We start from the raw sequence: 13493 nt of genomic DNA, 5'->3' as shown, positions 1-13493 counted from the left end.
ATATGGAGAAAAACAATTTATTTGTAAGAATAAGCTACAACAATATTGCTCAAGATGGTGTTAAAAGCACAAAGATAAGAAATAGCGATATAAAAGCTAACAAGTATTTAATTGCAGGTGGTTTTTATAATAAAAATAGAGGAACTTTAGTATTTAAGGCAAAGGACATGGAGGAAGTTAGGCAAATAACCGAAAAGAATCCGTTGTCAAAAAATCTAAGCATGAGATATGATGTTGTTATATTGCCTAAAAATGTTTAATAAATTTAAATTATTTAGTGATTATTTATTTTTCTTATCTTTTCGTGAATTTCGCTTAAGATTTTTTTGTTAAATTTAGTCTTTAAGTCTGGATATGCAGTAAAAAATCTTTTGTGACTATGAGCTATTTTATTTAATAATTGATCATAAGTACGCTTAAGTTCAGACAATTTAATTTCAAGTTTTTCTAATGAATCGTCTTCCTGTTTATATATTTTGTTTTCAATTAAATCAGACACTTTGTTACTAAAATTTTTAGCAGTAGATCTTAATTCTAATGCTTTTATTGAATTTTTAATTTTATATATAGAATCAGACTTTATATTCAATTGAAAAGATATATGTGTGATTTGAGTAAATAATTTCTTTAGTTTAATTAATGAAAGTAAAGTTATATAAAAATCTATAATGAAATACGAGGTAAATGAAATCAATAGTACATATCTACATCTTATTGGCAGCATTTGTGCTAATTTATCAGTAATATTAGGGTTAATAAAAACTACTAAAAAAACTGAAACTACCCACCACAAAATAGAGAATCGAAGGCATATCCTGCCTTTTAGATTAAACTTATAACGAGAGTAATTCCACCAAGTGGCAGAAAAAGCCTTTTCTAAAACAAAACCTGTAAAATATTCAATAGCAGAAGGAAATAGAAAGCATCCAATAAGTAAAAACGGTAAATTCTGCCTTAGAGGAGATAACACAGTAATTAAAGAAATAGCACCAAAGCCATAAATCGGACAAAAAGGTCCATTTAAAAAACCTCTATTGACAAATTTACATTTATTTTTAAATGAATAGAGCACTTCTAAACACCAGCCTAAAAAGGAATAAATAATAAAATAAAAAAATATATAATAATATTTAGAATAAATTAATAGAATGAAATGCATTTAATTGCACCTTCCTCTCCTGCAAAGTATTAAAAGTAAAAAATAGCAAATTTTGTTTTAAAGAAAGTTGAAATCTTATATAAAGTATATGTATAATAATACCATAGATGTTTATAACATTGAAACAGAAGATGTTTATATTAGAAGAAGGTAGAGGTATATATGTGGATAATTTGAAAAAAGCACTATTATTTTTAGGTTTAATAAATATATTATATTTTTTTATATGTATTTTTAGATTTGGAACAAATATTAATTTTGTTAAATTCTTTTTTGCTTTAGGGTGTATTTTTATAATATTTGCCTTATTAAAGGATAAATTAAATATAAATAAAAACAATAAACTTTTATTTATATTTAAAAGCTTGATTAGTGTTATTATTATTTCATTTATATTAATAGAGGGAAATATTGTTTACAATTCACATACTAATCTTAGAAGTAAGCCAGATTATATTATTGTACTTGGTGCTGGGATAAAAGGCAAAACAATGCAACTAGTTCAGCTTCAAAGAACACAAACAGCGCTAAAATATATAAATAAATATCCAAAAGTAAAAATCATTGTATCTGGTGGAAGAGGACCAGGGGAAGATATTTCTGAAGCAGAAGCAATGAAAGAGTATCTTGTGAAAAATGGAGTTAAAAGTGAATCGATAATAAAAGAAGATAAGTCAACAAATACCATTCAGAATATGAAATATACATATAATATATTGAAGAATATAAACGATAAAAAAGAAGTAAATATAGCTATAGTAACAAGTAATTTTCATGTGTTTAGAGCGAGATTTTTGGCGAAAAGGGCTGGAATAGATTCGGAAGGAATAGCATCTCCAGTCAATTATATATTAATACCTAATTATTATGTAAGAGAATATTTTGGTGTGATAAAATCATTTTTTTTAGATAGATAAAGTGAAACTTGCACTCAGATGGTGTTTTGGTTTTGACACCATCTGAGTGTTAGTTGAACCAATCCAGCGCGTAGCATCCGTTAACTCAATGCTTGCAGAAGTTGGAGTCTTACGGATGGTAGCGAATGGATAAATTAAAGAATTAAAGTTTAATATTTATATAAATATATATAAAATTTGCAGTATAATTAAACTGGTATTATACCTAGAGCATAAATAATTGTATAATTAAAAATCCTAAAATACAATTCAATAAAGGGATGGGATGTAAATGAGACATAAAATTTTTATCGTAACTATGATATTCATATTGGCTTTAAGTTTTTCTGCTTGCGGAAATAAGACTGAAAGTCAAAAGAAAAGCAATTCTAAATATTATGTAGCTACTAAAACTAAGAAAGCGCCTGTTAAGCCAAAAACACCAGCAAGAACAGTTTTAAAAGCAGGGGATAAGGGAGATGACGTAAAGGATATTCAGAAAAAAATAAATGGGTTTGGATATAGCGTAGGCCTAGACGGGGATTATGGAGAACAAACGATTTATGCTGTTATGGATTTTCAACATAGGCATGGACTATCTACTAGCGGCATAGTAGAAGGTCAAACATTAGCTGACTTAAAAAAGAAACCCACAGCGGCTGATATGTATATTCCAAAAGCTCAATCAGTATTAAATGGAAGCGATGCATCAAATGTAGCTACCTATGAAAATAGAGTTAACAGTGTGGATTTATCAAGTTACACAAATTACTTAATTATGGTGAATATAGCGGAACAAAAGGTATATATATATAATGGCACTAATCGAAATTGGAAGTTAATAAATGAATTTTCCTGTGCATCAGGCACCTCAGGTACACCAACGGTTACAGGACACTTCTTTGTAGGCAATAAAGGCCCACAATTTTCAACTCCAAATGGCATAGTATGTAGATATTTTACACAGATACAAGGCAATTATTTATTTCATAGTGTTTTATTTGACAAAAATGGTAATTTAGTAGATGGTACTTTAGGAAATGGGGTATCACATGGATGTGTAAGATTAGCATTAGAAGATGCAAAATATATATATGATAATGTTCCAATTGGTTCTGGTATATGGATACAGTAATAACTTAAAACTTAAAACTTAAATACTGGTTAGCATAAATTATGTATGTTAACCAGTATTTTTTTGTTTTAGTAATTTTAATGACAGCTTGTTTATATAAATAAATGAGGTGATTATTGTGATAAATTATGTATGGTTTTTTATTTTAATTGTTGGGATAGTATTTGGAATCATAACGGGCAGGGGAGAGATAGTTTCAAAATCTATAATAGATTCCACGGCAGCTACAGTGGAATTAACAATCCAATTAATTGGGCTTATGTGTCTGTGGTGTGGAGTTATGAGGATTGCGGAAAAGAGTGGAATCACAAATATGCTATCTAAAATTTTACGGCCTTTATTAAAAATAATTTTTAGAAAAAGTTCCAATAACCCAGAGATAGTTGCACCTATGATTATGAACTTAACATCGAATATTATGGGATTATCAAATGCAGCTACACCTTTTGGAATAAAAACTATGGAGGCTATGGAGAAGGTAAATACAAATAAGGGCGTAGCAACTAATGATATGGCAAGATTTTTAGTGTTAAATGCAGCATGCATACAGCTTGTACCAACATCTGTAATATCCATAAGAGCTGCTTCTGGATCACAAAATCCAGGAATAATTATAATTCCAGCAATAATAACAACAGCAGTTGCTGCAATTATGGGAATGATATACTGTAGCATTTTAGAAAGATATTTTTAGGTGGTGTAAAAATTGAGTTATATAATAAAGGCAATAATTCCAATAATAATAGGTCTTGTAGTAATAAGTGGAATGCTTAAAGGCGTAAAGGTATATGAGTGCTTTGTAGAAGGAGCAAAGGATGGCATAAACATATGTATTAAAATAATGCCATATCTACTAGCAATGATAATGGCAGTTACTGTTTTTAGATCCTCTATGGCAATGGCCTACTTTATAAAACTTGTTAAGCCATTTGTAAATGTAATAGGCTTGCCACCAGAACTTGTACCTTTAGCAATGATTAAACCGTTGTCTGGTAGTGGTGCCATGGGAATATTTGCAGAAACGCTTAAAAAATATGGAGCAGATAGTTATATAGGTCTAGTAGGTTCAATAATGATGGGCTCTACAGAAACGATATTTTATACAATAACTGTATATTATGGAGCTGTTAATATAAGAAAGATTAGACACACCTTAATTGCCGCTGTGTTTGCAGATATAACAGCAATTATTATGGCGGTTATATCTGCAAAGTTTATATATTAATTATTACTTTTAAATTTACTACCAGCCTTTAGTACATCAGAGGCTTCTTTTATCTTACCTTCAGAAGAAAGTACATTGCTTTTATTTACATATACATCATAGAAACTTGGATTAAGTTTTATAGAAGCGTCAAAACATTTTAAAGCTTCATCAAATTTACCAAGTTTGTAAAGAGCACAACCTTTGTTATTATATGCATAGCTATTTTGAGGATTTAATTTTATTGCATTATCAAATTCAGTAATGGCTTCGGTATATTTACCTAAAGCCGAAAGAGAACTACCTTTGCTAGTAAAAGCTTCTGAATATTTTGGGTCCATTTTTATTGCAGCATTATATTCGGCTATGGCATCATTGTATAAAGCTTTTTCATCTAATAGTGTACCTTTATTAAAATGATATAATGCATCTTTTGGGTTGATGGTTATAGCTTTATTTATAGCATTTAAAGCATCATCATTTTTACCTAAGTGTCTAAGTGCTAAAGCATATTGATTATAAAAATCGCCGTTATTTGGTGATAATTTAAATGCAATATCGTAATATTTATCTGTATTATTAATATCGTTCAATCGTGCATATAACATTCCTCTATTTGCATAGGCATCTGCTAGTTTAGGACTTAATTTTATTGCATTGTCAAAACAGGTAGCAGCATCAGTATATTTTCCCAAAAGCATTAGAGCAAAGCCTTTTTGGTTAAGTAGTTTAGGATTTTTGGGTTCTATTTTTAAAGCTTTATTTAACAAAGTGATTGTCTCAGAATATCTGTTTTCTACTGAAAGTGTATATGCTTTGTATAAATAAGCATCTATGTATGTTGGATCTAAATTAATTGATTTATCTAAACTATCCAAAGCATTAGTATAGTCTTTAAGCATATAATAGGAATAGCCCCTTTTGGTATATGCTTCGGGATTTTTGTTGTAGCTTTTTATTGCCTCATTATAAGAATTTATTGCTTGTGAGTATTTCCCTGATTTAAACAAGGAATCTCCAGAGTTTATATACTTTTTGCTATTGTTACCGCAGGCAGATATTAAAAGTGCTGAGAGTATTAAGACAAACAATATTTGTATACGTTTTTTATTCATTCTGAAACACCTCACATTAGTCATTATGACTACATTATATAATATACTAAACACATTAGCAATTATGGGTAACAGCTTCATATTACGAAGTTAAATGTAAGTTAGACATCAACATAATATATAAAATATGGTATTATATAATATAGTATTATATTGTGAGATTGGAAGATATCTTTTTGGATAGAATGTATAAATAGGCAGGTGATGATAGTGTTTGATATTAGAGAGGAAACTGTTAGATATTGGGCTGATGATGTTGCATATAAAATTGCAGAGAAATATTATGAAGAAGGAAAAGTTAAAAATATAAGTTCAACAAAAACTGTAGATGACACTCATAAATTTACAGAAACACATATTAACTCATTAGTAGAAGATGAGAATAAAGATTTATTTAATGAAATAGTATTTAATGATAAATCGGGTGTTACTAAGGTAAGATGCCAATGTATGGGCTTTCATAACTACTATTTGAATGAAAGAATTTGCCCGCATATAGCAGCTACTATGTTCAAATATATAAGGGACAAGGATAGTATAATTAATATTGATAATAGGTACTCTATTAAATCTCGGAGACTTTTCAATGAGATAAAACAAGGAATGGCAAAAACAGAACAGCCAATAGAATTGTTAAATATGGAAGTTAAACTTGAAATTAACCCTTGGTCTATGAAGGGTTCCAATATAGAGATTAAAATTGGTATGGAAAAATTGTATGTGGTGAAAAATGTTAGAGATTTTATAATTGCATACTTGTTAAAAAACAATGAAATAGAATATGGAAAAGAATTCACATTTAAGCCACTAATTCAGTATTTTAGTGATGAAGATAAAGATATCATAAATCTAATCGAGGAAGCTTATGAAGATGATGAAAGAAATTTTGGTGCATTCGGCAGCAATTCTCAAAAGTTTTTAGTAGGTAAAAAGATATATTTAACGGATATTAAAGTCAAGAGATTTATGGAACTAATTAGTAATAGAAATATAAGTGTTAATGTAAAAGGCAGAACTTATAAGAATGTTAAAGTTTATGATGAAAAAATACCTATGAAATTTGAATTGTTAGAACAAGAAGAAGATATACAACTCTCCATAGAAGGCGAAAAACCATACCCAGTAACAAGAGATGTAGAGTATGTATTTTATGAAGAAAATATATATAAAATTAATTCAGCACATAGGAAGTTGTTTATACCATTTTATAATGCATTTCAGCGTGAAAAGGAAAATACTATTAGTTTTAATCTATCTGATGGAGAAGCAATAGCATCATATATAATACCCAGTCTTAAAAAAATAAGCGATAGAGTAACTATTGATAAGTCATTAGAGCAAAAGTTTCGTGAGGAAACCCTCAGCACAAAAATTTATTTAGATAAATCAAATGATATGATAATTGCCACAATAAAATTTTGTTACGGAGAAATACAGATAAATCCACTTAGAAAAGAAGAATATAGGAAAGAAGAGACTGTGTTAGTTAGGGACATACAAACAGAGCTAAAAATAGTGAATTTATTTAGAAGTTATAAGTTTCAGAAATATGGTGACGATTTTATAAATAACGATGAAGAAAATATAGTTGAATTTTTATATAGAGGAATAAACGAAATTGAAGATATTTGTGAAATATATTATTCTAGTTCATTTAAAAATTTTAAAATTTATAATACAGCTAATTATATAGGTGGAATAAGGATTAATGACAGTGACCTATTAGAGTTTAATTTTGAAATTGATGGAGTAGATAAAAGTGAGTTGAAAAATATATTTAACGCATTAAAACAGAAAAAAAAATATTATAGATTAAAAAAGGGTGGTTTTGTACCACTTGACTCAAATGATATAAGATCCATTGGAAATATGATAGATTATTTAGATATAAGTGATTCAGATTTAGAAAAAGATAAAATAATTATACCAAAATACAATTCATTATATATAGATGATAATATAAAAAATTTCAACATGAATTATTTTGAAAGAAATAGTAGGTTTAAAGACTTAATAAGTAGTATAAAAAATGTTGAAAACTCAGATTTTAAAATTCCTAAAAACCTAGAAAAAATAATGAGAAAATATCAGGGAATAGGCTTTAAATGGTTAAAGTCAATGGCTAGTTGTGGGTTTGGAGGTATTCTTGCAGATGAAATGGGACTAGGTAAAACATTGCAGGTTATATGTCTTTTGGCATCAGAGATAGGGGGAGCAAGTGGAACAAGTGTAGTAGTTGCACCTACTTCTTTAGTTTATAATTGGAGTTATGAAATAGAAAAATTTTATCCTGATTTAAAGATTTTAATTATAAATGGCTCAAAAGCAGAACGAGAAAAATTAATAAAAGATTATGGAAGTTATGATTTATTAATAACATCATATCCGCTTATTAGAAGAGATATTGATTTTTATGAAGATATAAATTTCAAATATTGTATTTTAGATGAGGCTCAGCAAATAAAAAATCCAAATTCAATAAATGCAAAATCTGTAAAGTCGTTAAAAGCAAAAAATTATTTTGCACTTACAGGTACACCTATTGAAAATTCACTTACTGAACTTTGGTCAATATTTGATTTCATAATGCCAGGATACTTATTATCGCATTCAAAATTTGTTAAAGCCTATGAATTACCTATAGTAAAATTTAATGACAAAGTTGCTCTTGAGGAACTTAATAAACATGTTAGACCTTTTATATTAAGAAGACTAAAAAAACAAGTTGTTAAAGAACTTCCACCTAAAATTGAACATAAAGTTTTAGTTGAAATGAGTGATGATCAGAAAAAAGTGTATGCTGCATATCTTCAAAATGCAAAAGAGGAAATCGATAGAAATATAAAAGAAAAAGGTTTTGATAGAAGTAAAATAGCTATATTAGCAGTTCTTACAAGACTTAGGCAGATATGCTGTGATCCAGCAATTTTTATTGAAAATTACGGTGGAGAAAATGGTAAACTTATGGCTTTAGATAACATAATTGAAGAAAATATAAATTCGGAGCATAGAATATTATTGTTTTCTCAATTTACTAGTGTGTTAAAAAATATAAGTACCCATTTTAAGAAAACAAATATTAAACATATGTATCTTGATGGACAGACAAAGATGGAGGAGAGAGGGCATATCGTTGAAGAATTTAATGAAGGAGATAGTAAAATCTTTCTCATATCTTTAAAAGCTGGTGGAACTGGTCTTAATTTAACTGGAGCAGATATAGTCATCCATTACGATCCTTGGTGGAATCCAGCTGTAGAGCAACAGGCGTCTGATAGAGCACATAGGATTGGACAGAAAAAAACAGTTGAAGTAATTAAACTTATAACTAGAGGAACTATAGAAGAAAAAATATATGAGATTCAAGAAAAAAAGAAAGAAATTATAAATAAAGTTATGAAAATGGACAATATTGACGAATCCTCCATATTTAAAATGACGGAAGGCGACATCAAAGATATATTTGGCAATTAATGTTGTACTAAATATAATAAATTTTTAATATCTTATTATAAAATCGATAAAATTAGTGTATAATTACTTTATAAAATTATTAAAATGCTAATTTGAATGGGGGCTATAAACAAATGAAGAGTCGAGTAACGGTGAAAATAATAGTTAAAATAGCGATTTTAGTTATTTTTATGGGTGGAGTAATAGGTGCAGCAGGTTTTTATAATTCCTACACCACCCTTAAAGATAGTAATGAAACAATGCTTAAAAATACTGCAGCAGATGCAAGTGGTATGATAAATAAATACCTAGAAAGCCAATATGATAAACTTGCTTTAGTTGCAGCTAGACCAGAAATGAAAAATAATAATTCTGATGCTCAAATTAGTATGCTTAATCAGGTAAAAAATGACTTGGGATTTTCTAAGTTTGAAGTTGTTGATCCTTCACTCTCTACACATGATACTGATGGTGAGAATGTATCATTAGAGGGAAAAGGCGATAGTAAAATAAAATATGTTACAGATGCATTGGCTGGTAAGAATTCAATATCTGATCCTGTAAGAACAATGGATGGAATAGTTGTAGTAGAACTAGCTGTACCCATTAAAGACAATAATGGAAATGTTATAGGTGCATTGGTTGGAGACATAGATGCTAGAAGTCTTAATGATACTGTTAATAGTGTAAGCATGAGCAAAAATGGATATGGATTTATAATTGATAAGGATGGAACTAAGTTAGCATATAAAAATCTTACACTTGTATATGATGGAGATAATGACTTAACAAATTTACATAACAATCCTAACCTTAGTGGAATAGTTAAATATGAAAAAGAAATGATTGCAAGGAAGAAAGGCGTTGGAGAATATAGTTCTGATGGAAAAGAAATGTGGATTGCATATGTACCCGTTTCAAATACAAATTGGTCGTTAGGAGTTGTTCTCCCTAAAAGTGAAGCTTTAGCATCAACGTACAAGTTAGCCGAAATTATAATTATAATTACTATATTGTTTATTTTAATAGGAATAATTAATGGATACTTCATTGCAAAAAATGTAACTAAACCTTTGGAAATCTTTAAGAAACATGTACTTAAAATGTCAAATTGCGATTTTTCACAAAAAATATCAATAGATACAAAAGATGAATTTGGAGACATAGCAAGAGCACTTAATTTATGTACAGAAAATTTAAAGGAAGTTATTGGATCTGTTAAAACTGAAAGTATAACTATAAATGAAGGCACCTCTGTGATGAATGAAATGTTTAGCGAATTAAGTGATAAAGTTCAGCAGATTACTGCAACAACAGAAGAAATTTCAGCAGGAATGGAAGAGACATCAGCATCAATTCAAGAAATAGCAGCAAAATCTTCAGAAGTTAATAACAGTATAAATAAAACTTCTGAGGATGCAAAAGATGGACTTAAGGTGTCATTAGAGATAGAGAAAAAAGCAAAAGACATAAAAGAAAAAACTCTAAGCTCAAGAAAAGAAATGCTTCTTGTATGTAATAATTCTAAGGATAAACTTAAAAAATCCATAGAAGATGCAAAGGTAGTTAATGAAATAAGTAATATGGCGGATGGAATACTTAAAATTGCTGAGCAGACTAATTTACTTGCTTTGAATGCCGCCATTGAAGCAGCAAGAGCAGGTGAGAATGGAAAGGGATTTTCAGTAGTTGCAGAAGAAGTTAGACAGCTTGCAGAGCAATCCTCTAGTAATGTAGGAAAAATACAAACAAATGTAGCAGCTGTAACAAAGGCAGTTAATACATTATCAGTAGTTGCAGAGGATATTTTAAATATTATTGAGAATAATATAATAAAAGATTATGAAAGTTTCATAGATATAAGTGAACAATATAAAAACGATGGAACTGTATTTAATAATGTTATGGTGAAATTCTCTAATGCATCGGATATAATTGCAAAATCTATGGAAATAGTTTCAGAAAATATGAATGATATTAATAAGACAATAGAAGATGTATCTAAAGCATCTAATGAGATTGCGGAAAGTATAACACTTGTAAATGAAAAAAATGATAAAATAAGAAATCTTTCTGACGATAACAAGGTTACTTCTATAAAACTTGAAGATTCAGTTAAGAAATTTGTGATATAGCGTATTGACAATAAAGTTCAAAAGTTATAACATAATTAAGAAAGTAAGTAAATACATTGATGGGAAGAGTAATAAACGGATATGTGTAAAGAGAGCCGAGGCATAGGTGAAAGTCGGTAACATTGAAATTTATGAACATGGCCCCTGAGTAGGATATCTGAAATTAGATTTAGGATATCACGTAAAGGCACACGTTATAGTGCAAAGTGATGAAATTGTTTTAAGGAGTCACTTAATGAGTTCTTTGTTGCAAGACAAAGATAAACTAGAGTGGTAACGCGGTAATTCGCCTCTAAATGAAAGCTAAAGCTTTTATTTAGAGGCTTTTTTATTTTTAAAAAACTAGGAGGAAATAGCAAATGAGTGAAAAGAAAAAATACTATATTACTACACCAATTTATTATCCATCAGCGAAACTTCATATTGGAAATACCTATACAACAGTTGCAGCAGATGCACTTGCTAGATTTAAGAGACTTACAGGATATGATGTAATGCTTCTTACAGGGTCTGACGAGCACGGACAAAAAATACAAAGAAAAGCTGAAGAAAAAGGTGTTACGCCAAAGGAATATGTTGATGAAATAGTAGCAGGAATAAAAGATTTATGGAAAATGATGAATATAAGTTATGATAAATTTATAAGAACTACAGATGATTATCATGAAAAATCTGTACAAAAAATAGTTGAAAAGTTATATGAACAGGGAGATATATACAAGGGATCTTATGAAGGCTGGTATTGTACTCCATGCGAATCTTTTTGGACTGAAACACAACTTGTAGACGGAAAATGTCCAGATTGTGGAAGACCAGTTGAAAGAGCAAAAGAAGAGGCATATTTCTTTAAAACTTCAAAATATGCAGATAGACTTATTAAATATATAGAGGATCATCCTAGCTTTATTCAACCAGAATCAAGAAAAAATGAAATGCTTAATAACTTTTTAAGACCCGGTCTTGAAGATTTATGTATATCAAGAACTTCCTTTGATTGGGGAATAAGAGCTCCATTTGATGAAAAACACGTAATATATGTTTGGATAGATGCTCTTTTGAACTATATTTCAGCACTTGGATACGGAACCGAAAATGATGAATTATTTAAAAAATATTGGCCATGTGATGTGCATCTTATAGGAAAAGACATATTGAGATTCCATACAATATATTGGCCTATTATATTGATGGCACTTGGAATAGAACTTCCAAAACAAGTTTTTGGCCATGGCTGGCTTCTAGTTGATGGTGGAAAAATGTCTAAATCTAAAGGAAATGTTGTAGATCCAGTAGTATTAATAAATGAATTTGGAACAGATCCAGTAAGATATTATTTGCTTCATGAAATACCATTTGGTTCTGATGGACTTTTTAACAATGAAATATTTATAAAGAAAATAAATTCAGACCTTGCTAACGACCTTGGAAATCTAGTTTCAAGAACAGCAGCAATGGTAGAAAAATATTTTGATGGAGTTATACCAGCACCAACTGAAAAAGAAGCTATAGATGATGAACTTATAACTTTAGCCATTGAAACACCTAAAAAAATAGAGAAACACATTGATAATTTAAAAATACCTGAAGCACTTGATGAAATTTGGAATCTTATAAGAAGATCTAATAAGTATATTGATGAAACAACTCCTTGGATACTTGCAAGGGATGAGAGTAAAAAGGCAAGACTTGGGACAGTTTTATACAACTTAATTGAAAGCCTTAGAATAGCATCTACACTTTTATCAGCATTCTTGCCAGAAACAAGTGAAAAAATAAATAAACAACTTAACATAGAACTTACAACTTGGGATAGTTTATTTTCTTTTGATGGCACAAGAAGCGGCAGTAAAATTGAAAAAGGTGAAGTAATATTCCCAAGAATAGATGTAGATGAAAAACTAGAAGTTCTTAATAAAATAAAAGAAGAACAAGTTAAAGCAACTCAACATGAAAACATTAAACCAATAAAAGATGAAATAACTATAGATGATTTCGATAAGCTTGATCTAAGAGTTGTGAAGGTACTTGCCTGTGAACCAGTTAAAAAATCAAATAAACTTTTAAAATTAAAAGTGGATTTAGCAGGAGAGCAAAGACAGGTTGTTTCAGGAATTGCTAAGTACTACAAACCAGATGATTTAATCGGGAAATATGTTGTTTTAGTAGCAAACTTAAAACCGGTAAAACTTAGAGGAGAAATTTCTCAAGGAATGATACTTGCAGCAGCCACTGATGATGACAGTAAATTGTTTACTGTATCAATACCAGGCCAACTTCCAACAGGAAGCCAAGTTAAGTGAGACTCCAAATTTTAATTTGGTAAGTCGAACTTACTCAGCGAACGCAGTGAGTCGAGTTTCCTTTAAAAAGTACTCCAAATTTTAATTTGGTAAGTC

At 29.3% G+C, this 13493-nt stretch carries 10 protein-coding genes, 1 pseudogene and 1 other annotated feature; of the genes and pseudogenes, 8 read left to right on the top strand and 3 right to left on the bottom strand.

The features are described from left to right. Positions 1-2: 2 nt before the first annotated feature. Positions 3-260 (top strand): hypothetical protein, encoded by a 258-nt coding sequence (locus B8978_RS14950; protein ID WP_084116944.1) that lies wholly within the window; start codon positions 3-5, stop codon positions 258-260. A gap of 14 nt (positions 261-274) precedes the next feature. Here B8978_RS14950 and B8978_RS20275 read toward each other — a convergent pair whose 3' ends face one another. Together B8978_RS20275 and B8978_RS20270 are read right to left on the bottom strand one after the other, a co-directional pair. After that, the gene (locus tag B8978_RS20275) at positions 275-589 is read right to left on the bottom strand and encodes a hypothetical protein (protein ID WP_242950576.1); all 315 of its coding nucleotides are present in this window, start codon (positions 587-589) and stop codon (positions 275-277) included. A gap of 120 nt (positions 590-709) precedes the next feature. After that, positions 710-1159, bottom strand: a pseudogene (locus B8978_RS20270) (putative ABC transporter permease); the annotation flags it as partial. Positions 1160-1323: 164 nt separating this feature from the next. Between B8978_RS20270 and B8978_RS14940 the strand changes: the two are divergent. The 4 genes from B8978_RS14940 to B8978_RS14925 all read left to right on the top strand — a co-directional run bounded on the left by B8978_RS14940 (position 1324) and on the right by B8978_RS14925 (position 4415). Continuing rightward, entirely contained in the window at positions 1324-2076 is a 753-nt protein-coding gene (locus B8978_RS14940; RefSeq protein ID WP_242950573.1) for a YdcF family protein, read from the top strand. A 271-nt stretch (positions 2077-2347) separates the two neighbouring features. After that, on the top strand, positions 2348-3190 hold the full coding sequence (locus B8978_RS14935; protein ID WP_084116940.1) for a L,D-transpeptidase family protein: 843 nt from the start codon (positions 2348-2350) through the stop codon (positions 3188-3190). Positions 3191-3308: 118 nt separating this feature from the next. Further along, on the top strand, positions 3309-3884 hold the full coding sequence (locus B8978_RS14930; RefSeq protein WP_084116938.1) for a nucleoside recognition domain-containing protein: 576 nt from the start codon (positions 3309-3311) through the stop codon (positions 3882-3884). A gap of 12 nt (positions 3885-3896) precedes the next feature. Further along, the gene (locus B8978_RS14925; RefSeq protein WP_084116937.1) at positions 3897-4415 is read left to right on the top strand and encodes a spore maturation protein; all 519 of its coding nucleotides are present in this window, start codon (positions 3897-3899) and stop codon (positions 4413-4415) included. On the opposite strand, the gene B8978_RS14920 is transcribed toward B8978_RS14925, so the two are convergent. Next, positions 4412-5509 carry a tetratricopeptide repeat protein gene (locus B8978_RS14920; protein ID WP_176212720.1) on the bottom strand — a complete coding sequence of 366 codons (1098 nt, stop codon included), beginning with the start codon at positions 5507-5509 and terminating at the stop codon, positions 4412-4414. The genes B8978_RS14925 and B8978_RS14920 overlap by 4 nt on opposite strands. A 210-nt stretch (positions 5510-5719) precedes the next feature. Between B8978_RS14920 and B8978_RS14915 the strand changes: the two genes are divergently transcribed. From B8978_RS14915 to metG, 3 genes are all read left to right on the top strand, one after another. After that, positions 5720-8983, top strand: a complete 3264-nt coding sequence (locus B8978_RS14915) for a DEAD/DEAH box helicase (RefSeq protein ID WP_176212719.1) — start codon at positions 5720-5722, stop codon at positions 8981-8983. A gap of 113 nt (positions 8984-9096) precedes the next feature. Continuing rightward, positions 9097-11097 carry a methyl-accepting chemotaxis protein gene (locus B8978_RS14910; protein ID WP_084116933.1) on the top strand — a complete coding sequence of 667 codons (2001 nt, stop codon included), beginning with the start codon at positions 9097-9099 and terminating at the stop codon, positions 11095-11097. Positions 11098-11144: 47 nt separating this feature from the next. Next, positions 11145-11394: a binding site (T-box leader), on the top strand. 62 nt (positions 11395-11456) lie between these two features. Continuing rightward, positions 11457-13397 (top strand): methionine--tRNA ligase, encoded by a 1941-nt coding sequence (gene metG, locus B8978_RS14905; RefSeq protein ID WP_084116931.1) that lies wholly within the window; start codon positions 11457-11459, stop codon positions 13395-13397. Positions 13398-13493: the final 96 nt, after the last annotated feature.

Source organism: Clostridium acidisoli DSM 12555, from assembly GCF_900176305.1.
Taxonomy (GTDB): Bacteria; Bacillota; Clostridia; order Clostridiales; family Clostridiaceae; genus Clostridium_I; species Clostridium_I acidisoli.
This window is presented reverse-complemented; position numbering and strand designations above follow the sequence as displayed.

What these genes read in the sequence shown, in the direction of transcription:
- B8978_RS14950 (WP_084116944.1), top strand. Translation starts at nt 3, where the DNA reads ATGGAGAAAAACAATTTATTTGTAAGAATAAGCTACAACAATATTGCT.
- B8978_RS14935 (WP_084116940.1), top strand. Translation starts at nt 2,348, where the DNA reads ATGAGACATAAAATTTTTATCGTAACTATGATATTCATATTGGCTTTA.
- B8978_RS14920 (WP_176212720.1), bottom strand. Translation starts at nt 5,509, where the DNA reads ATGAATAAAAAACGTATACAAATATTGTTTGTCTTAATACTCTCAGCA.
- B8978_RS14910 (WP_084116933.1), top strand. Translation starts at nt 9,097, where the DNA reads ATGAAGAGTCGAGTAACGGTGAAAATAATAGTTAAAATAGCGATTTTA.
- metG (WP_084116931.1), top strand. Translation starts at nt 11,457, where the DNA reads ATGAGTGAAAAGAAAAAATACTATATTACTACACCAATTTATTATCCA.